The sequence below is a fragment of the Brevundimonas sp. genome (assembly GCF_035998205.1).
GTDB lineage: Bacteria > Pseudomonadota > Alphaproteobacteria > Caulobacterales > Caulobacteraceae > Brevundimonas.
The window spans coordinates 138,627-159,244 of the sequence record NZ_DASYHT010000004.1; the positions used below are offsets into that span (position 1 = coordinate 138,627).

The 20,618-nt window shown below is 70.0% G+C and carries 13 protein-coding genes; 7 read left to right on the plus strand and 6 right to left on the minus strand.

Annotated elements, in window-relative coordinates; translation table 11 throughout:
- Window positions 1–36 precede the first annotated feature (36 nt).
- The gene (locus VGN74_RS03400) at window positions 37–954 is read right to left on the minus strand and encodes an SDR family NAD(P)-dependent oxidoreductase (protein ID WP_327445948.1); all 918 of its coding nucleotides are present in this window, start codon (window positions 952–954) and stop codon (window positions 37–39) included.
- Window positions 955–1,057: 103 nt separating this feature from the next.
- Here VGN74_RS03400 and VGN74_RS03405 point away from each other — a divergent pair, with 103 nt between their 5' ends.
- Complete coding sequence (locus VGN74_RS03405; protein WP_327445949.1) at window positions 1,058–3,259, plus strand: TonB-dependent receptor; 2,202 nt, start codon at window positions 1,058–1,060, stop codon at window positions 3,257–3,259.
- A 6-nt stretch (window positions 3,260–3,265) separates the two neighbouring features.
- Here VGN74_RS03405 and VGN74_RS03410 read toward each other — a convergent pair whose 3' ends face one another.
- Entirely contained in the window at window positions 3,266–4,252 is a 987-nt protein-coding gene (locus VGN74_RS03410; RefSeq protein WP_327445950.1) for a helix-turn-helix domain-containing protein, read from the minus strand.
- 118 nt (window positions 4,253–4,370) lie between these two features.
- Between VGN74_RS03410 and VGN74_RS03415 the strand changes: the two genes are divergently transcribed.
- Complete coding sequence (locus VGN74_RS03415; RefSeq protein WP_327445951.1) at window positions 4,371–6,014, plus strand: NAD(P)/FAD-dependent oxidoreductase; 1,644 nt, start codon at window positions 4,371–4,373, stop codon at window positions 6,012–6,014.
- Here VGN74_RS03415 and VGN74_RS03420 read toward each other — a convergent pair.
- Together VGN74_RS03420 and VGN74_RS03425 are read right to left on the minus strand one after the other, a co-directional pair.
- Window positions 6,011–6,388: a response regulator gene (locus VGN74_RS03420; RefSeq protein WP_327445952.1), complete on the minus strand. Its 378-nt coding sequence runs from the start codon at window positions 6,386–6,388 to the stop codon at window positions 6,011–6,013. The genes VGN74_RS03415 and VGN74_RS03420 overlap by 4 nt on opposite strands.
- A complete protein-coding gene (locus VGN74_RS03425) occupies window positions 6,385–7,896 on the minus strand; it encodes a sensor histidine kinase (RefSeq protein WP_327445953.1) in 1,512 nt (503 codons plus the stop codon). Before VGN74_RS03425 ends, VGN74_RS03420 begins: the two co-directional genes overlap by 4 nt.
- Before the next feature lie 123 nt (window positions 7,897–8,019).
- Here VGN74_RS03425 and VGN74_RS03430 point away from each other — a divergent pair, with 123 nt between their 5' ends.
- The gene (locus tag VGN74_RS03430) at window positions 8,020–9,549 is read left to right on the plus strand and encodes a carboxylesterase/lipase family protein (RefSeq protein WP_327445954.1); all 1,530 of its coding nucleotides are present in this window, start codon (window positions 8,020–8,022) and stop codon (window positions 9,547–9,549) included.
- A gap of 58 nt (window positions 9,550–9,607) precedes the next feature.
- Window positions 9,608–11,416, plus strand: coding sequence for a phytase (locus VGN74_RS03435; RefSeq protein ID WP_327445955.1), 1,809 nt, complete (start codon window positions 9,608–9,610; stop codon window positions 11,414–11,416).
- On the opposite strand, the gene VGN74_RS03440 is transcribed toward VGN74_RS03435, so the two are convergent.
- A complete protein-coding gene (locus VGN74_RS03440; protein ID WP_327445956.1) occupies window positions 11,378–11,665 on the minus strand; it encodes a hypothetical protein in 288 nt (95 codons plus the stop codon). The two genes, VGN74_RS03435 and VGN74_RS03440, sit on opposite strands and share 39 nt — an antisense overlap.
- 73 nt (window positions 11,666–11,738) lie before the next feature.
- Window positions 11,739–12,791: a DUF2332 domain-containing protein gene (locus tag VGN74_RS03445; RefSeq protein ID WP_327445957.1), complete on the minus strand. Its 1,053-nt coding sequence runs from the start codon at window positions 12,789–12,791 to the stop codon at window positions 11,739–11,741.
- A gap of 364 nt (window positions 12,792–13,155) precedes the next feature.
- Here VGN74_RS03445 and VGN74_RS03450 point away from each other — a divergent pair, with 364 nt between their 5' ends.
- The 3 genes from VGN74_RS03450 (at window position 13,156) to VGN74_RS03460 (ending at window position 20,491) form a co-directional block, all read left to right on the plus strand.
- Window positions 13,156–15,087: a methyl-accepting chemotaxis protein gene (locus tag VGN74_RS03450; protein WP_327445958.1), complete on the plus strand. Its 1,932-nt coding sequence runs from the start codon at window positions 13,156–13,158 to the stop codon at window positions 15,085–15,087.
- Window positions 15,088–15,290: 203 nt separating this feature from the next.
- Window positions 15,291–17,807, plus strand: coding sequence for a TonB-dependent receptor domain-containing protein (locus tag VGN74_RS03455; RefSeq protein WP_327445959.1), 2,517 nt, complete (start codon window positions 15,291–15,293; stop codon window positions 17,805–17,807).
- 203 nt (window positions 17,808–18,010) lie between these two features.
- Complete coding sequence (locus tag VGN74_RS03460; RefSeq protein ID WP_327445960.1) at window positions 18,011–20,491, plus strand: TonB-dependent receptor; 2,481 nt, start codon at window positions 18,011–18,013, stop codon at window positions 20,489–20,491.
- Window positions 20,492–20,618: the final 127 nt, after the last annotated feature.

Here is a 20,618-nt window from a genome sequence, read left to right on the forward strand (position 1 = left end):
GCGGGCAGCTTGGGGTCAAAAGTATGCTAACGCAAGTCATGTCGCCGTGATCCGGCGTCGCGGCGGCGAGGACAGGAAGGCCTCGAAGGCGGCGCTCCCGTCGGGCGGCAGGCTCGCCCCTTCCAGCGCCAGCAGGTCGCCCAGATGGGTCTGCAGCGCCTCGGGGGTCAGGGCGGCGGGCGGGTCGAATGCGAGGCCGGCGCCCTCGATCCGCACCGCGCGGCTGACGCGTCCGGCGCCGACGACGAGGGTCTCGCCGTTGAGGGGGCAGGCCGGCGACATCAGCCAGCTGACCACCGGGGCGACGTGTTCCGGCGGCATCCGGCGGGCGACGTCCGGCGACACATGGGCCTCGGTCATGCCGGTCAGGGCGTAGGGCGCCACCGCATTGGCGTGGACGCCGCGCGAGGCGCCCTCCAGGGCCAGCACGCGCATGAAGGCGATGGCCGCGGCCTTGGCGGCCGAATACCCGGCCATGCCGTGCACGCCGTAGAGGCCGGCGGCCGAGGTGGTGACGACGATGCGCCCGCTCCCGTGCTCCCGCAGGTGGCGATAGACCGGCAGGGTGGCCGAGACGGCCCCGAAGACATTGACCTCGAACCCCTCGCGCAGGCTGTCCACGGTCTGCCGGTGCAGCGTCTGCGCCTCCGGCGTGCCGGCGTTGTTGACGAGGCCATCGAGGCGGCCGAAGGCGTCCAGCGCCGCGGCCAGCAGGCGCTCGCCGGCGTCGCCGGCCTCGACCGCGAGCGGGCAGGCCGCAGCCACGCCGCCCGCGGCGAGGATCTCCTCGACCACGGCCTCGGCGGACCCCGGCTGTCCGGCCGCCCGGGGCCGGGTGTTGACCACCACCCGCGCGCCGCGGCGGGCGAGGTCCAGCGCATAGGCGCGCCCCAGCCCGCGGCCGGCTCCCGTGACGATCACCACGCGTCCGTCGAGGTCTTCGCCCGATCCCATCCGCGCCTCCCTTGCGTAAAAAGACTTGCAAATATGGTCCGCTGGCGCAAGCTACTCGGCGAGCGCCGATAACGGCGCCAGACCCTGGGGAGGGAACACGAGAATGAAGCCGATCATCGCCACAGGTGCGTCCGCCCTCGCGATCCTCGCAGCGCTCGCCGCGGCCGCTCCGGCCGCCGCGCAACAGGCGCCGTCCGAGGGCGTGGTGACGCTGGACGAGATCATCATCACGGCCCAGCGTCGGGCGCAGAACCTGCAGGAGGTCCCGATCGCGGTGACCGCCTTCAACGCCGAGACCCTCGAGCGCACGGGCGCCACCGGCATCCAGGACGTGGCCGGCAAGGCCCCCGGCGTGACCCTGACCCAGTTCAACATCGGCGAGCCGCAGATCTATATCCGCGGCGTCGGCACCACGAGCGACTCCGCCGCCAGCGACCCGTCCATCGGCGTGTCCATCGACGAGGTGTCGATCGGCCGGGCCGGGGCCAGCGCCCTGGCCTTCCTCGACATCGAGCGGGTGGAAATCCTGCGCGGCCCGCAGGGCACGCTCTACGGTCGCAACGCCTCGGGCGGGGCGCTGAACATCTACACCCGCCGGCCGGAGCTGACGAATGGCGGCTATCTCACCGCCCGCATCGGCAGCTTCGACGAGCGCACCTTCGAGGGGGTGTTCAACCGCGCCCTCGGCGAGGCGACCGCCGCGCGGATGGCGTTCCGCTACAGCACCAATGACGGCTATGCCGAGAACGTCCCGACCGGGCGCAGCCTTGAGGGCGGCACGAGCTACGGCGCGCGCCTCTCGCTGCAGACGGACAGCGGTCGCTGGACCCTGCTTGGCCAGGCGGACTTCGGCCACGACGATCTGGATGGCCACGCCCGGATCCCGGTGACCACGGCCTCGACCGCGGCGCCCTTCGTGGCCCTGATCAACAGCCTGCGCAGCGGGCTCGACATCCGTCAGAGCTTCTCGTCCGCCGACAACTACCAGGAACGGACCAACTGGGGCTTCACCGGTCGGGCCGACTGGACCGGGGACCGGTTCGGCTTCGTCTCCCTGACCTCGGTGCGGGACAACAGCTACAGCTGGCGGGACAATCTGGGCGGCCTGCCGTTCCCCGGCTTCCCCCTGTCGGTCGATGACCAGGCCGAGGAGGACGCGCGTCAGTTCAGCCAGGAGTTCCGCCTGACCTCGCTGCCGGGCTCGACCGTGAGCTGGGTGGCCGGCGCCTATTTCTTCCAGGAGGAGGTCGAGCGGTCCGAGCGCTTCATCGTCGGCGCGGGCCTGCCGATCGCTCCGCCCAGCTTCGGCGGCGACACGACCTTCCTGCAGGACGCGACCAACACCAGCTACGCGGCCTTCGCCCAGGCGACCGTGCCGTTCGCCGAGATCTGGGAGCTGACCGTCGGGGCGCGCTGGACCCGTGACAATCGCGAAGTGCACCAGATCGCGCTGGACAATGAGGGCGGCGCCAATCCGCCTCCGGGCATCCCGCTCGGGCCGGGCGGTTCCCCCTACAACGCGCGCGGCGAGGAAAGCTTCTCCGAGCCGACCTGGAAGGTGGCGCTGGCGGTCGAGCCGCTGGACGACGTGCGCCTCTATGCCAGCTACGACCGCGGCTACAAGGCGGGCTCCTTCCCGTCGACCGCCCAGAACGGACCCCAGTCCGTGTCGCCGCTCGCCTCGGAGCTGCTCGACAACTACGAGATCGGGCTCAAGTCGACCCTGTTCGACGGCCGGCTGCGCTTCAACGCCGCCGCCTTCTGGCTCGATTACCAGGACCTGCAGGTCTACGAACTGCTCGGCCTGACGCTCGTCACGTCGAACGCGGCGGCCGAGGTCGAGGGCTTCGAGCTGGAAACGGCGCTGGCCCTGACCGGCAACATCACGGTCGGCGGCTCCTACACCAGCCTCGACGGGCAGTTCACCTCGAACGCGGTCTCGGGGGCCCTGACCCTGCCGTACAATGGCAACGCCCTGCCGCGGACCCCCGACAGCCAGTACACCCTGTATGTCGACGGCGAGTGGGACGCGTTCGGCGGCCTGGTGGCGGCCCGGGCCGACTACCAGTGGACCGACGACTTCTTCTTCGATCCGTCCAACAACCCCGAGGTGCTGTCGCCGGCCCATGATCTGGTCAGCGCCTACCTCTCGTGGGAGGGGCCGACCGGGCTCAAGCTGTCGCTCTACGGCAAGAACCTGACCGACACCGAGTACCAGACACACATCATTAAGAATGTGGGCATCGGCTTCAGCGTGTTCGGCGCGCCGCGGTCATGGGGCTTCGCCCTGACCCAGAGCTTCTGATCGCGGTCAGGACAGGGAGGCGGGGCCGGGACGGTCCGGCGCCGCCTCCATCTCCCAGCGGATCTGGCGCGGGTCGAGCGGTCGGCCCGTGCGCAGGTCGCAGACCACCCCCTCGATCACGCGCCCGCTGACCGTGTCGATGAGGTCCAGTGGCGGCCCTTCCGGACAAAGCCAGCGGACGGCCCAGCCATGCATGGCGATGGCGATGGGGAAGAGCTCCAGTCCCGCCTCCGTCAGGCGATACTCGTAGCGGGCCGGCGCGGTCTGGTAGAGCTGCTTGCGCAGGACGCCCTGCAGCACCAGCCGCTGCAGCCGATCGGCCAGAATGTTGGTCGCCACGCCCAGGGCTGCATGGATGGCGTCGAAGCGGCGCAGGCGGAAGAAGGCCGCCGACAGCACCGCCCAGCTCCAGTAGTCGCCCATGATGTCGGTCGAGCGGTCGATGATGGCCCGGTCGGTCTCCATGGGCACCGTGCGACGGCGGCGCGAGGTCGGCGGAGGTATGGCCGCCAGCCCTTCGCGCGCCACCCAGCGCACCTGCCGGGGATCGACGGCATGGCCATAGGCATGGTCGAAGATCGCCGGGGTCAGTCGCGCGCCGGTCTCGCGATCGAAGAAGGCGAGGGCGTAGCGCTCCTGCAGCGGGGAGCGCGCCCACCGCCGTTCCCACTGGCCCTGCATGACGGCCACCCCGAACATGTCGAGGCCCATCTCGGTCAGGCGGTACTCCAGCCGTTCGCCGCCCGGGGCCGGGCGCTGCTCGAACAGGCCGGCGCTCACCATGCGCGTCAGCCGGTCGGTCAGGACGCTGCGCGGGATTCCGAGTCGCTCCCGCCAGGTCGAGAAGCGACGCGCGCCGTAGAAGGCCTCGCGCAGGATCAGCTGGATCCAGGCGTCACCGGTGATGGCGAAGGCGCGCGCCACGGGATTGCCCATGATCAGGTCGCGCACGTTGACGTCGGACTCGGGCAGGGGGGACTCGGCGCTGCTCATCGCCCCCTCGCATGGCATGTCCGGGCGCGCCGGACCACCCTCCTTGAATTCGGGCGCTTCCCAAGGTGCGACGGGACGGGCGATGGTGCGGCTCCCGATCCACCGGACCTGCGCCTGCATGCCGAGTTCCCGACCGACGCCGCCCTCCGCCCGAAGCGCGGCGTCCCACGACGTCGTTGTGCTGGGCGGCGGCCATAACGGGCTGGTGTGCGCCTTCTACCTCGCCCGCGCCGGGCTGCGCGTGGTGGTGCTGGAGCGGCGTGAGGTGGTGGGCGGGGCGGCGGTGACCGAGACCTTCCACCCTGGCTTTCGCAACTCCACCGCCAGCTACACCGTCAGCCTGCTGAACCCGCGGGTGATCGCCGAGATGGAGCTGGCGCGCCACGGCCTGACGGTGGTCGAGCGGCGGATGTCGAACTTCCTGCCCCTGTCGCCGACCGAGCGCCTGTTCGCCGGCCCGGGACTGACGGCGGCCGAGGTGGCGCGCTTTTCGGCGCGCGACGCAGACCGCCTGCCCGCGTACGAACGGCGGCTGGAGGTCGTGGCCGACGTGCTGCGCGCGCTCCTGCTGGAGACGCCGCCCAATCTGGTCGAGGGGGGCTGGGTCGAGGCCCTGCCGGAGCTGCTGAAGTCCGCGAGCCTGGGGCGTCGCATCGGCGGCCTGTCGATGGAAGCCCGGCGCGACCTGCTGGACCTGTTCACCAAGTCGGCGGGAGACTGGCTGGACGGCTGGTTCGAGAGCGATCCGGTCAAGGCCCTGTTCGGGTTCGACAGCGTCGTCGGCAACTACGCCAGCCCCTATACGCCGGGATCGGCCTATGTGCTGCTGCACCACGTCTTCGGGGAGGTGAACGGCAAGCGCGGCGCCTGGGGCCACGCCCTGGGCGGTATGGGCGCGATCACCCAGGCCATGGCCTGCGCCTGTCTCGAGGCCGGCGTCGAGATCCGCACCGGCGCCGAGGTGGTCGAGGTGCTGACGACGGGCGGACGCGTCACCGGCGCAGTCACGTCCGCAGGGGAGCGGGTGTCCGCGCCGGTGGTGGTTTCCGGCCTGCATCCGCGTCTGCTGGTCGAGCGCCTGATGGATCCGGCGGTGTTTCCGGCCGACTTCCGCGAGCGGATGGGGCGCTACGCCTCGGGGTCAGGCACGCTGCGCCTGAACGTCGCCCTGTCGGAGCTGCCGCGCTTCAGCTGCGCTCCGGAGCCCGGCGACCATCTGACGGCGGGGATCATCATCGCCCCCAGCCTCGCCTACATGGACCGCGCCCATGCCGAGGCGCGGCTGAACGGCTGGTCGTCGCAGCCGATCGTCGAGATGCTGATCCCCTCGACGCTGGACGACAGCCTCGCCCCGCCCGGCGCCCATGTCGCCAGCCTGTTCTGCCAGCACGTCGCGCCGGTCCTGCCGGACGGCCGCAGCTGGGACGAGGCCCGGGAGACGGTGGCCGACCTGATGATCGCGACGGTCGACGCCTTGGCCCCCGGCTTCGCGGCTTCGGTGCTGGGGCGCCTGACCCTGACGCCGCTGGATCTGGAGCGGCGCTTCGGCCTGATCGGCGGCGACATCTTCCACGGCCGGCTGACGCTGGACCAGCTGTTCAGCGCCCGGCCGGTTCCGGGGCATGCCGACTACCGCCTGCCGGCGAAGGGGCTCTATCTGTGCGGCTCCGGGGCCCATCCGGGCGGCGGCGTGACCGGGGCGCCGGGCTACAACGCCGCCCGCGAGGTGCTGCGGGATCTCGGCCGTCGGCGCCGGCTCTAGCGATCCGTCAGGCCCAGCGCCTGCTGCAGGGCGGCGCCAAGGCCCGCTTCGGTGAAAGGCTTCTGCACCGTCGGCCGGCCGCGCCAGGGCGGCGGCAGCCCGCCCTCGCCGTAGCCGGTGGAGAACACGAAGGGCACGCCGGCCGCCTGCAGCACTTCGGCGACCGGAAACACCTGGCGGCCCGCCAGATTGACGTCGAGCAGGGCGGCGTCGATGGCCGGCCCGTCCGCGAGAAAGGCCAGCGCCTCGTCGACGCTCGCCATCGGCCCGACGGCCTCGCCTCCGAGGTCCTCGAGAATGGTCTCGATCAGCATCGCGACGAGGGATTCATCCTCGACGACCAGAACCCGGCGTCCGCGCAGTTCCGCACTCATGTCCCAGGCTCCCGCTCGAAGGGGATGGAGATCTCCGCCTCGAAGCCGTCAGGCTCGTAGCTGACCTGCAGCGTCCCGGCCAGATCGTGCCGCACGTTGCGCTCGATCAGGCGGGCGCCGAAGCCGCGCCGCGTCGGCGCCGTGACAGGCGGGCCACCGACCTCGCGCCAGATGATGCTGAGGGAAGCTTCCGCCGTCGCCAGGGTCCAGTCCACGAAGACTCGCCCTTCAGGGCACGACAGGGCCCCGTACTTGGCGGCGTTGGTGGCCAGCTCGTGGAACACCATGCCGAGCGACAGGGCGGTGGAGGGCGGCAGTTCCACAGCCGGGCCGTTCAGCAGGATCCGCGACGCCCCGTGGGCTTCGGTTTCATGGGTCAGGACCTCGCGCAGGGACGCGCCCTCCCAGTGGCTGCGGGTCAGCAGGTCGTGGGTGTGGGACAGGGCCAGCAGCCGGGCCTGAAAGGTCTCGGCGAAACTGCGCGGATCCTCATGGGACCGGGCCGTCTGGACCGCGATCGACTGGACGGTGGCCAGGGTGTTCTTCACCCGGTGGTTCAGCTCGTCGATCATCAGGCGCTGGCGCTCCGCGGCGAGCACGGAGTCGGTGACCTCGTGGCCCTGGATCAGAATGCCCACCGTGTCGCCGCGGGCGTCCCGCACCGGCTGGAAGACGAAGTCGACAAAGAGCTGTTCAAGCCCGCCGCCCTGGCCCCGGGCGAGGGCGACTTCCGTGCTGCGCCCCTCGTGCCGCTGGCCGGTGCGATAGACGTGATCGAGCAGCTCGACGAACCCCTGCTCTGCGACCTCCGGCAGGGCGGTGTGCACAGGGAGGCCGATCAGCGGCCGGCTCTGTCCGATCAGCCGCGCGTAGGCGGCGTTGGCGAGCTCGAAGACATGTTCGGGGCCCCGGAGCACCGCCATGAAGCCGGGGGTCTGGTCGAACAGCTCCACCAGCCGGTCCCGCTCGGTGGCCAGCCGCCGGTTGTCGTCCTGGACGTGTCGCGCCCGGCGCAGCACGTCCACGCCAAGGGAGTCGATCAGCGCATCCGGTTCCGGCTCGGAGCCCGCCACCCGCCGGCGCAGCGCGACCAGCTCCGACACATCGTTGGTGTGCTGCAGGATGTAGGCGAGTCGCCCGTCCGGTCCGGGGATCGGGGTGTGAGTGGCGCTCCAGAACCGTTCTTCAAGCTGGAGGGCGCCGTCGGGCCCGGGCGCCGGCACAGCGTAGCGGATCAGGGCCAGATGGTCGGTCTGGCCTGTGCTCAGCACCTTGTCGAAGCTGGCCCGCAACTGGTGCTGGTTCTCACGGCCCTGGGGGGTCGGGTCAGAGGTGAAGACGTCGAAGATCGGCCGTCCCACCAGCTGCTCGCGCGTCATCCCCAGCAGGTCGAGATAGGCCTTGTTCATGCCGGCGTACCGCAGGTCCGGCGTCAGCAGCATGTAAGGGTTCGGCGAGGCGTCGAAGACAAGCGCCAGTTCCGCGTCCAGCGCGCCTGATTTGGCCAACTCCCGCAATCTGCGCGCCCTCCCGTAGCTCCCCTCAACGCCGAGGGCGCGAAACGGTTCAACGGATCTTCGAAATCTGTTCATCGCGACTGGCCAGCGCGATCTGGCGGGGTAGGGTAGGCCATGGTCATTTCCGCGATCGCCGCCCTGCTGACGCTGTCCAGTTCCCAAGAAGCGCCGCCGTCTCCGTCGCCGGCGGCGGAGGCAAGGGTCGCCGAGGGGCGATTGGCCGGTCGCGTCGAGGCGGGGGTCGCCCGCTATCTCAACATCCCCTACGCCGCGCCGCCCGTCGGGCCCCTGCGCTGGCGCCCGCCGCAGCCGGCCGCGGCCTGGACCGGGGTGCGTGACGCGACGCACCGCGGGCCGATCTGCATCCAGCCGCCTGCCAATGGCGACAACGGGGTCGGGCCCTTGCCGATGAGCGAGGACTGTCTGCAGCTCAATGTTTTCGCGCCGGAGGGCGCGACGGGCGACACGCCGGTCATGGTCTGGATCCACGGCGGCGGCTACGTCAACGGGTCGGCCACGGCGGACCTCTACGACGGGGCCGCCCTCGCCCGGCAGGGCGTGGTGGTGGTGACGGTCAACTACCGCCTCGGCCGTCTCGGCTTCTTTGACCATCCGGCGCTGGCGGCTGACCGGCCTGCGGGCGAGCCGGCTGGCAACTACGGCGTCATGGACATGATCGCCGCGCTTGGCTGGGTTCGGGCGAATGTCGGGGCCTTCGGGGGCGACCCGTCGCAGGTGACGATCTTCGGCGAGTCCGCCGGCGGCATGGCGGTGCTGCAACTCATGACGGCCCCGGCGGCGCAGGGCCTTTTCCACAGGGCCGTTGTCCAGTCCGGCCCGCCGCGACTGCCGGCGCGCCGGCTCGACCGTCCGGGGCCGCGGGGCGAACCTTCGGTTCATGACGCCTCGGTGGCGTGGATGGCCGAGCGTGGTCTTGAGGCGGCGGATGCGGCGGCGATGCGGACCCTGCCGGCCGAGGCCTTCCTGGAGCCCTGGCCCAGCTTCCGTCGGGGCGTGCTGAACATCGTCGACGGGCAGGTGGTGCCGGAGCCGGTCATGGACGCCTTCGCCGCCGGCCGACAGGCGCGCGTGCCCCTGATCGTCGGCGCCAACTCGGCCGAGTTCTTCTGGGTCACCGCCGACAATCCGGTGGACGGCACGCTGGACGACGGCATTCCCGAGGACCAGCGCCCGGCGCTCATCGCCGCCTACGGCGGACCGGACGTCTACCGCGCCCACGTCATTTCGGACCTGCTGTTCGTCGAGCCGGCGCGCCAGATCGCCCGCCTGCACGCCCGCACGGGGGCGCCGACCTGGCTCTACCGGTTTGATGTGGTCTCGGCGGCAGCCCCGCAGGAGCCGGGCGGCGCCGGCCACGCCTGGGACCGGCAGTATGTCTTCAACACCCTCAACGCCTCGCCCTGGCCGACCGACGCCATGGATGAGCGCGCGGCGGACCTGATCAGCGGCTACTGGGCCGCGTTCGGGCGCGCCGGCGACCCGAACGGTTCCGGGCGTCCGGCCTGGCCCCAGAGCGGCGCGACGATCACGGCGATCCAGTTCAGCAACGATGGCCCCCGCATCGTCGAGGACCCCCTGGGGCCGCGGCTGGAGCTTCTGGCGCAGTGGCAGGACAGCCACTGAACCGTCGCGGAACCGTCAAGCGGGTCGGCTAGGCCACCTCGACAGCGAGGGGACGACAATGCGCGCGATTCTGATGGCCACGGCGGCTTGGGCGGCGGCCGCGACGGCTTACGCCCAGCAGGCCCCCGCGACGCTGCCGGCGACCGTGGTCGCGGACGCGGCGCCCGGCGCGGTGGTCGGCCGCGTGGCGGACCGGCCCGTCGAGGTGACGGCGCGCCTCGACGAGACCGCCAATGCCCTTGTCGTGAGCGCGGGCGGGCGGGAGGCGCGGACGCCGCTGGACTTCGCCGGCGAGTCCGTCTGTCTGATTGTCGGGGCGCGCGACGGCCTGCCCTATGCCTTTGTGGTTGGCGACGGCGGCGAGATCGCCCAGTTCCTCGTCGGACGCGGGGCCGATGGTCTGCGCGCGACCCCGGTGCGTCGCCTGCATGTGCCGACGACGGCGACCCAATGCGCTGCCGACAGTGCGACCGGTGATCTTTATGTGGCCGAGGAAGCGGTCGGGGTCTGGCGCTTCAATGCGGACGCCGAGGCGGATCCCGCGCCGCAGATCATTGACGCGCCCGGGCTCGGCCGGCTGAGCGGCGAGACCAAGGGCGTCGCCCTGCACGGCCCCTGGCTGATTGCGGCGGACTCCAGCGTTGGCGGCCTGACCGTGTATGACCGGCGGCGCGATCACGCCTTCGTCGGTCGCCTCGCTGTCGCGGTCGACGGGGCGCCGGTCGAGGAGACGGGGTGGCTGGTCGCCCGCGAGGGGATCCTGTTCGTGCAGGACGACGCCGCGGATCGCTGGCTCTCCTTGCCTCTCAGCGGGCTGGCTGCGGCGCTGGGCGTCGAGGCGGGCCAGCCGCTGGCCGATACCGCCCCGCCGCCGCCGTTCGCCGCCCTGCCGGCCATGGTCGAGACGACGCCCATGCCCAGCTTCGGCGATGCGGCCGACGATCCGGCCATCTGGGCGCACCCGACCGATCCTGCCGCCAGTCTCGTGGTCGGGACCGACAAGCGCGGGGGCCTCGCTGTCTACGACATGGCCGGCGTCCAGCTGCAGTATCTGGCCGTCGGCCGGGTCAACAACGTCGACCTGCGCGCCGGCTTCCGCCTTGGCGACGAGGAGATCGTCCTGGTGGCGGCGAGCAACCGGACGGACCGGAGCCTCGGGCTTTACCGGCTCGATCCGGCGACGCGGCAACTGACCGACGTGGCCGACGGGCTGCAGGCGACGGGGCTGGATGATCCCTATGGTCTGTGCCTGTACCGCTCGCCGCGCGACGGGGCGACCTACGCCTTCATCAACGATTCCGATGGCCGGATGCGCCAGTGGCGGCTGATCGAGGTCGGCGGGCGGGTGCGCGCCGAGGCGGTCCGGGACTTCGCCCTGCCGACCCAGCCTGAGGGCTGTCTGGCCGATGACGTCCACGGCTGGCTTTATGTCGGCGAGGAAGACGTTGGCGTCTGGCGCTTCGGCGCCGAGCCGGACGCCGGCGAGGCGCGCACGCCTGTGGCCATGGTCGCCGACAACCCGGCGCTGAAGGACGACATCGAGGGCATCGCCCTCTACGATCTCGGCGGGGGCGAGGGCTATCTGGTCGTGTCGAGCCAGGGCAACGACAGCTACGCCGTGTTCGAGCGCACGGGCGTTAATCGCTATATCGGCTCCTTCGCCATCGTCGCCAACGCAGAGCTGGGCGTCGACGGCGCCTCGGAGACCGATGGCCTTGATGTGTCGAGCGCCAACCTTGGGCCGGGCTTCGAGGCCGGCGCGGTGGTCGTTCAGGACGGGCGCAACGTGCTGCCGGGCGAGACGCAGAACTTCAAATATGTGCCCTGGTCAGCGGTCGCGGCGGCCCTCGGTCTGCGCAGCCGCTGAGTCTGCCCGAGGAGCGTCTTCACCGGCGTGATGCTCGAGCCGCTGCTCGATCTCGGCCCGGGCGAAGACCTCTTCCTGTCCATCGATCAACAGTTGATCGTTCGCGAGGTGGGGCGACCCGCAGGCCACGTCCTCGGCCAGGCGGCGGAGCGCCTCCGCCTCCGTCGCCGCCTGCACGATCCGGCGACGCAGGGGCGCGCTCCGCGGGTCGACGCCGAGCCTCACATCGATAAGCCATCGGGTGGTCACGTGGGGCCCCGCCGCCTGCTTCGCCAATCCGGTTGCGCAAGGCTGAACGGCCGCGGGCCGGCCGTGTTCCGGTTCAGACGGCGATGGGGCCCAACCAGTCGATCCAGTCGCCGTAGGGATGACAGCGGGCGAGGACCGCGGACGCCCCGGTCGGCCACCACGTCAGGCGAAGCTCGACCTCTCGGCGGTCGAGCGTCCATTCGAAACTGATCCAGATCAGCGGGGCGTCGCTGGTCGCGCGCTCGCCCGCCGCCGCCATCAGGTCGAACACCTGACGGCGCTCGCCGGGGCTCAGATACTGGAGCACCATGGTGTGCACCACGGCGCGGCAGCGTCCCGGCACAGCAGGTTCGGCGAGGCGCTGGGCCAGCCAGCCGGCGGCGTCGCCCTGGTCGATGCGGGGCGGGTGATCGACAGCGATCTGGAGCGCCGCCTCAAGCCGCTGCAGGCGGACGGGCTGGTCGGCCCAGACGAAGGACAGCAGCCGCTCCCGGTGCGCCGGGTCGGCGGCGTTCAGCGGCAGCAGGTCAACGCCCCTGGCCGCCGCGATCTCCACCGGGCGCTCGGCCGGCGGCCAGCCACGCCAGCGCGGCGCAATCCGCACCGGCGAGGCCGGATCACCGGCCCTGACCGGGCCGAGCTCGTAGGCATATCGGGCGAGGTTAAGGTTGAGGCCGCAGCTGGCGCCCAGTTCGAGCAGTTCGAACGGCATGGGCCGGACGAGCGGAGCGGTCATCAGGGCCGCCATGGTCGCAGCCGCCCGCGCCACCTCATTGGTCTGGGTCGGGTGCCGCATCCAGTGCGCGATGAAGCGGTCCTCGGTCGCGAGCGCCGCCCCGATCGCGCCGTCAAAGTCGGCGTGCTCGCCGCGGTACAGGGCGGCCAGGGGCTCTGGAGCGCCGCGACGGGCAAGAGCGTGCAGCGCGCCGTTCAGGCGCAGGGCGACGGCGGCGGCGGCCCTGTCGCCGGGCCAGCCACGCACCATGGCGGCCGTCACCGGGGCGCGATCCAGCTGGCGGTCGGCGGCTTCGAGAACGTCGGCGATGAACGGCGAGCCCAGCTCGCGGCAACGATCGGCCTGCCGGGCAAGCTCGTGATCGTCGGGGGCCGGGGCCAGGTTAATCATCTGAACACGTATCCGCCTTGGCGCAGCACCGGAGCGGTGCCGGCGCTCGAAGCCCGTCCTGCGGCGGAAAACCACCACCGCAAGCCGAGGTAAATGCGGAGATTGACGAGGTTGGAGCGCCACCGGTCCGCAGGCTTCAGGGGTAGGGCGCGCGCCTTAACAGCGGGTGAAGCCGGGCCGCGGCGGATATGGGGGCTTTTACGGGGTCTAACCTTAACCGTCTGTTCAGTCGCCCCTGACTAGACGTGGTCAACCGTCCGCGAGGTGTGGTCGGCCAGAAGATTCGCGCCGGCGACCGGTTCCGATCCGGAGGCCGGGGCGCCAAGGACCAGAGACCCGGGGTACGGACCACATGCTGTCGGCGATGAAAATCCCCAAAAAGCTCAGCCTTTCCTTCGTTCTGATCTGTGTCTCCGCCGCGGTGATGATGGCGGTCTTCTTCGTCACGATCATGATGATCCGCGCGTCGACGGAGAGTAACAACCACAGCCGGACGATCGAGGCCCAGGCGCTTGCGCTGGAGACAGCGATCCTTCGCCAGAACAGCCAGTTCCGCGGCTTTCTTGTGACGGCCGACGAGACCTACCTGCGCTCCTATTACGAGGGGCGTGACGAGTACGACCAGGTCTCCCAGGAGCTCGGCGCATTGCTGGGCGAAGATGCCTCCAAGGTGGCTCTTGTCGAGCAGTCGCGTGAGGCCACCGTCGCCTGGCGGGCCAACTGGGGTGACCGTCTGATCGAGGAGGTGCGCGCCGGGCGTCGTGACGAAGCGATCCAGGAGGTCCGTGACGCCGGCAGCGCCGTGCTCGTCAGCGCGGCCGTGCTGCCCCTGCGCGAGCTGCGCGAAAAGGAAGCGGCGGTGACGGCGGCGAACCTGCAGCGCCAGGAAGCGGCCATCCTGACCGCGATCATCGCCCTTGTGGTCGGGGGCATCGCCCTGATCTCCATCGCCGTGACCCTCGCCGCGGCTCTGAGCCGCGCCATCGCCCGGCCCGTGACCGGGCTCACGGCGGCGATGCGCCAGCTGGCCGAAGGGGACAACAACATAGAGGTGGACGCCGAGCGCGCCGACGAGCTGGGCGACATGGCCCGGGCCGTGCTGGTGTTCCGCGACACCGCTGTGGCCAAGGCCGCCGCCGAAGCCGCCAAGGCCCGCGCGGATCTGGCCAAGCAGGAGGCCGAGGCCGAGAAGGCTGCCTCCGACGAGGCTCAGCGGCTGGTCGTCGAGGCGCTCGACAAGGCGCTTGAGGCCCTGGCCGCCGGCGACCTGACCCACGTCATCAGCACGCCCTTCGCGCCTGAATACGAGCGGCTGCGCAAGGCGTTCAATGTGGCGGTGCAGGGGCTGGAGGAGAGCCTGGCGCGCGTGGCCAACTCGGCCCACGGCGTGCGTATGGGGGCTACCCAGATCTATGAGGCGTCGGAGCACCTGTCCCGCCGCACCGAGCAGCAGGCGTCGAGCCTGCAGGAAACCACCACGGCGACCCATCAGGTCACCCACATGGTCGGCGAGACGGCCCGCGGCGCGACCGACGCCCGCAAGGCCATCACCCTGGCCAACGGCGATGCGGTCGACGGCCGCGCCATCGTCGAGGAAGCCATCTCGGCCATGGATGCGATCAAGGCGGGCTCGCAGGAGATCAGCGAGATCATCAACATGATCGACAGCATCGCCCTGCAGACCAATCTGCTGGCCCTTAACGCCGGGGTTGAGGCAGCCCGCGCCGGCGAGTCCGGCAAGGGCTTCGCGGTGGTCGCCGGCGAGGTCCGCGAGCTGGCGCGCCGCACCGCCGACGCCGCCAAGGACATCAAGGAGCTGATCACCAAGTCATCGGAAGAGGTGAAGCTGGGGGTCGATCGCGTGGCCGAGACCGGCAACATGCTGACCCGGGTGGTCACCAAGATCGGCGACGCCAACAGCCTGGTCGACGAGATCGCCCAGGGCACCCAGACCCAGGCCGAGAACCTCAAGCAGGTGAACGACGCGGTCGCCAGCATGGATAACGTGACCCAGCAGAACGCCGCCATGGCGGAGGAGGCGACGGCCGCCGCGCGCATTCTTGCGACCGAGGCTGACGAGTTGGCCACGCTGGTCGCCCGTTTCCGTTTCAACGCCCAGCGCCAGCCGGCCGCGGCGACGGCGGCGGCGCTGACGCCGACCCCCGTGCGCGCCGCTACGCCGGCCCCCGCGCCCGCCCGCGCCGCGCCGTCGCGTCCGGTGCGGTCGTCGCCGGCGGTCTCCGGCAACCTCGCCCTCAAGACCCAGGTTCGCGAGGACGACTGGGAAGAGTTCTAAGGTAAAGCTCCGGTCCTGCCGGTCGATCTTCGGGGGTGCGGGCGACCGCGCCCCCGTTTGCCTTTCGGATCCGTCTCATCCGCCGCTGTTCCTGTTAACCATCAATATTCGCCGAGCTGGCGAACCGGGGCGGCCGCTTAACCAAAAATGAGCCGTTTCTGAAACATGGTGGCGTCAGACAGAACGTCTGGATGGAGACCCTCGTGAAAGCCCTTTACCTTACCGCTGCGCTGGCGCCGATCCTGCTCGCCGCCCCCGCCCTCGCGCAGACGGCCCCTGCGGCGGCTCAGCCCGCGGCGGCGGAAGCCGAAGCGGAGCGACGCCTCACGGCCTGGGAGGCGAGCCGGGTCCGGGCCAGCGACGATATGGTGTCGACCGGCGTGGCGCGCGCGCGCGACCGCCTCGACAGCGCCACCTCGACCAGCTCTCTGCCCGACTCCGACATCCTCCGGATCGGCGAAACCTCGCTGGGCGCCATTTTCCGCACCATCCCCGGCATCCGCTCCGAGGCGGTCGGCGGCGAGGCCAACAGCAGCTATACCATCCGCGGATTGCCGATGGTCGGCACCGGCGCCAAGTACCTGCAGTTCCAGGAAAATGGTCTTCCGGTGCTGGAGTTCGGCGATATTCTCGCACTCACGCCGGACTACTTCCTTCGCTACGACTTCAACGTGGCCTCGGTCGAGTCGATCCGTGGCGGTTCCGCCTCGACCTTTGCGTCCAACGCGCCGGGCGGCGTGATCAACATCATTTCGCACACCGGCGAGGTTGAGGGCGGATCGGTGCAGGTCTCGACCGGCGTCGACTACGATACCCAGCGCGTGGACTTCAGCTACGGCGGTCACCTGTCCGACACCCTCCGGTATCACGTCGGGGGCTTCTATCGGGAAGGCGAGGGCCTGTTCGACGCGGGCTTTGACGGCAATCGCGGTGGTCAGTTCAAGTTCAATGTCACCAAGGACTTCGATGGCGGCTTCTTCCGCGTGGAAGGCAAGTTCCTCGACGATCGCGTGATCAACTACGGCCAGGTGCCGATGCTGGTGTCGGGGACGAACTCCGACCCGACCTATGCCGACCTGCCGAACTTCTCGGTGCGCGACGACACCCTTTCCACCGGCAATATCGGCGAGTTCCGGAACCTGAATGGCGACGGCAACCTGACGACGACCGACTTCCAGGACGGCAATCGGGTTCTCGTTCGGTCGATCGGCTTCCAGACCCGTTTCAACCTCGGCGGCTGGACCGTGCAGGAGCACATGCGGTTCGCTGATCAATCGGGCAACCAGGTGATCAACTTCCCGCTGGCGATGGCCCCGGCGGCTCTTGCGCCCTTCGCCTTCGGTGCGCGGCCCGGCGGACTGGCCTATGCGACCGGCCCGAACGCCGGCCAGGCGATCACCAACCCGGCCGGCCTGAACGGCAACGGTCTGATTGCCCTGTCGACGGCCGTGACCAGCCAGATCGACAGCCTCGACAACTTCACCAACGATCTGCGCATCAGCCGCGTCTGGAGCTTCGGTGGTGGCGATCTGACCACCACGGCCGGCGTCTACGCCTCGGAACAGGCGCTCGACTTCGATCGCCAGTACCCGGTGTTCTTCCAGGATATCGTCGGCGGCGGTCAATCGTCGCTGATCGACATCATCAATACCAACGGCACCTTCCGGACCCAGGACGGCTTCTTCAACTTCTTCGGACCGGCCGGGCCGGGCTCCAGCGTCCGCTACGACGTCGACTACAGCATCCTCGCGCCGTACGGCTCTGTGAACTACCGGACCGGCCCGCTGGCGCTCGGCGCCTCGGTGCGCTTCGACAGCGGCCAGGTGCGCGGTCAGACCATCGCCAACGGGGCCACGGACGTTCGGGCCATCGACGTCGATGGCGACGGCGTCCTGTCCGAGGCCGAGCGCACCTTCGCCTTCCCGGCGGTGACGATCCCGGTCGGCTATGACTACGACTACACCTCGTGGTCGGTCAGTGCGAACTATCGTGTGTCCGAAAACTTCTCGACCTTCGGCCGCTACAGCAGCGGCGGGCGCGCCGCGGCCGAGAAGATCCTGCGCACGGTCGCCATCGATCCGGCCGGCGGCGGTCTGACGGACCCGGACATCGCCTATGATCCGGTCGATCAGGCCGAAATCGGCTTCAAGTTCCGCACCGACGGCCTGTTCGCCAATCTGACCGGCTTCTGGGCCGAGGTCAGCGAGACCAACCAGCAGATCCGTCAGGGCGCGAACGGGCAGACCGAACTTGCGCTCGTCAGCCAGGCCTACAAGGCGATCGGCGCCGAGTTCGAGGGCGGTATCCGTCGCGGCCCGTTCAGCCTGACCGGCAGCGCCACCTGGACCAGCGCCGAGATCACCGATGCGGCCGATCCGACCCTGATCGGCAACACGCCGCGCCACCAGGCGGACCTGATCTACGCCCTGCTGCCCCAGTATGACACGGATCTGTTCACTGTCGGGGCGAGCATCGTCGGCACGACCGAAAGCTACAGCCAGGACGTCAACGGGCTCGTCATGCCGGCCTACACCACGGTCAACGCCTTCCTGCAGGTGCGTCCGATCGATCGGGTCGTGGTGTCGCTGAACGCGAACAACCTGTTCGACGAACTGGCGCTGGTCGACGTCAGTGCGCCGACGGTGCCCGCCAACGGCCTGTCGCTGGTGCGGGTCCTGCCGGGCCGCAACGTCAGCGCCTCGGTCCGCTTCTACTTCTGAGGGCTCCCGGCTCCGGCCGGATCTCCTCCCTCCCTGGGGGCGTCGGGTCTTGGGACCCGGCGCCCTTCTTTCTTTCCGGGGCGACATCCTGCCGCAACCAGCCAGCTCTGGGGTACGTATTCCTCCTTAGGCCCGGCTTAACCACCGCGCATGCTTAAGGCGGCTATCTCCGCGGCAGAAACATCCACTGCCTGGGGTCATCCTTGAAAGCTCTCCTTCTCTCGGCCGCCATCGCGCCGCTCGTTCTCGCCACGCCGGTCCTCGCGTCGGACAACGCCGAGGCCGCGCAGCAGCAGCCCCCGCGCCTGACGGCCTGGGAAGCCAGCCGTATCCGCGCCAACGACGACATGGTCTCGACCGGCGTCGCCCGCGCCCGCGACCGTCTGGACAGCGCCACCTCGACCAGCTCCATGCGCGACGCCGACATCCTGCGGATCGGCAGCTCGGGCATCAACGCCATCTTCCGCACCATTCCGGGCATTCGCGCCGAAGCGGCGTCCGGCGAAATCATGGGCAACTACACCATCCGCGGCCTGCCGATGGTCAGCACCGGCGCCAAGTACCTGCAGCTGCAGGAAGACGGGCTGCCCGTCCTGCAGTTCGGCGACATCGTGGCGTTCACGCCTGACCACTTCATGCGCTACGACTTCAACGTCGCGCAGATCGAGTCCATTCGCGGCGGCTCGGCCTCGACCTTCGCGTCGAACGCCCCGGGCGGCGTGATCAACCTGATCTCCAACACCGGCGAAGTGGAGGGCGGTTCGGTTCAGGTCTCCAGCGGCCTCGACTACGACAGCCAGCGCGTGGACTTCAGCTACGGCGGCCACCTCAGCGACACCCTGCGCTTCCACGTCGGCGGCTTCTACCGGGAAGGCGAAGGCGTCCGTGACATCGGCTTCGACGGTCACCGCGGCGGCCAGATCCGCTTCAACGTGACCAAGGAATTCGAGGGCGGTTTCCTGCGCCTCGAGGGCAAGTTCCTCGATGACCATGTGCCGGTCTTCCAGTCGTCGCCCATCGCCGTGACTGGCAGCAACGACGATCCGTCCTACAGCGATCTGCCGGGCTTCTCGATCCGCAGCGACAGCCTGACGACCGCCAACCTCGGCGTCATTCCGTACATGACGCCGGATGGCGAGGTGGCTCGCACCGACATCCAGGACGGCAGCCACGCCCAGGTGCGTTCGATCGGCTTCCAGACCCGCTTCAACCTCGGCGGCTGGACCATTTCCGAGCACATGCGCTACTCGGACCAGTCGGGCGACCAGTACTTCAACTTCCCGGTGGCCCTGGCCCCGGCGGCGGCCCTGCCGCTGGCCTTCGGCGCGCGTCCCGGCACGCTCGTCTACGCTTCGGGCCCGCAGCGCGGCCAGACGATCACCAACCCGGCCAGCCTCAACGGGAACGGCCTGATCGCGGTGGCGAGCCTGGTCAACAGCCAGGTCGACAGCCTCGACAACTTCACCAACGATCTGCGCGCCAGCCGCGTCTGGTCGGTGGGCGGCGGCGACCTGACCACCACCCTCGGCGTCTACAAGGCCATCCAGGACGTCGCCTTCGATCGCCAGCAGATCACCGGCTTCCAGGACGTCGCTGGCGGCGGCGACTCCGCGCTGGTCGACATCATCAACACCGACGGCACGCGTCGCACCCAGGACGGCATCTACAGCTGGACCAGCAACGCCCGCACCGACGTGGAGTACCGCATCCTGGCGCCCTACGGCTCGCTGAACTATCGCATCGGCAAGCTGGCTCTGGGCGGCTCCGTGCGGTTCGAGACGGGCGAAGTGCGCGGCCAGACCTTCGGCAATACGCCGACCTCGCTGCGCGCGATCGACGTCAATGGCGACGGCGTCCTGTCGGAAGCTGAACGGACGTTCGGCGAGACGGTGAGCCGGATCCCGGTCAACTACGACTACGACTACACCTCCTACTCGGTGAGCGCCAACTACCGGGTGTCGGACAGCTTCTCGACCTTCGCCCGCTACAGCTCGGGCGGCCGGATGGCCGGCGAGCGCATCCTGCGCACGGCGGCGGTCAACCCGCTGACCGGCGGTCTGACCAACAGCGACGTCTCCTATGATCCGGTCGACCAGGCCGAGATCGGCGTGAAGTTCCGGACCGAAGGCCTGTTCGCCAACGTCACCGGCTTCTGGGCCGAGGTGAACGAAACCAACCAGCAGCTTCGCCCCGACGCCAACGGCAACACGACCTTCTTCCTCGTGACCCAGGGCTATGAGGCGATGGGCGCCGAATTCGAGGGCGGTATCCGTCGCGGTCCGTTCAGCCTGACCGGCACCGCCACCCTGACCAGCGCCGAGATCACCGAAGCGGCCGACCCGGCCCTCATTGGCAACACGCCGCGCCGTCAGGCCGATCTGATCTTCGCCCTGACGCCGCAGTACGACACCGACCTGTTCACGGTGGGCGCCAGCATCGTCGGCACGACCGAGAGCTTCTCCCAGGACGTCAACCGGCTGGTGATCCCGGGCTACACCACGGTCAACGCCTTCTTCGAGGTCCGACCCATCGATCGGGTTGTCGTGTCGGTCTACGCCAGCAACCTGTTCGACGAATTCGCCGTCGTCGAGGTGGCGGCCCCGACCCTGCCGGCGACGGGCGCGACCCTCGCCCGCGTCCTGCCGGGCCGGAATGTCGGCGCGTCGGTCCGCTTCTACTTCTGATCCGGGCCGGCTTCGGCCGGTCCTCCCAGCTCCCCCCCGAGGCGCCGGGTCCCCGAAAGGGGGCCCGGCGTTCGCGTTTCCGGGGGCATTGACAGGCATGCGCGCCCGCTGCCCGATACGGCGGTCC

Coding starts and splice junctions, on each gene's coding strand:
- VGN74_RS03400 (WP_327445948.1), bottom strand. CDS start 954: ATGGGATCGGGCGAAGACCTCGACGGACGCGTGGTGATCGTCACGGGA.
- VGN74_RS03405 (WP_327445949.1), top strand. CDS start 1,058: ATGAAGCCGATCATCGCCACAGGTGCGTCCGCCCTCGCGATCCTCGCA.
- VGN74_RS03410 (WP_327445950.1), bottom strand. CDS start 4,252: ATGAGCAGCGCCGAGTCCCCCCTGCCCGAGTCCGACGTCAACGTGCGC.
- VGN74_RS03415 (WP_327445951.1), top strand. CDS start 4,371: ATGCCGAGTTCCCGACCGACGCCGCCCTCCGCCCGAAGCGCGGCGTCC.
- VGN74_RS03420 (WP_327445952.1), bottom strand. CDS start 6,388: ATGAGTGCGGAACTGCGCGGACGCCGGGTTCTGGTCGTCGAGGATGAA.
- VGN74_RS03430 (WP_327445954.1), top strand. CDS start 8,020: ATGGTCATTTCCGCGATCGCCGCCCTGCTGACGCTGTCCAGTTCCCAA.
- VGN74_RS03435 (WP_327445955.1), top strand. CDS start 9,608: ATGCGCGCGATTCTGATGGCCACGGCGGCTTGGGCGGCGGCCGCGACG.
- VGN74_RS03445 (WP_327445957.1), bottom strand. CDS start 12,791: ATGATTAACCTGGCCCCGGCCCCCGACGATCACGAGCTTGCCCGGCAG.
- VGN74_RS03450 (WP_327445958.1), top strand. CDS start 13,156: ATGAAAATCCCCAAAAAGCTCAGCCTTTCCTTCGTTCTGATCTGTGTC.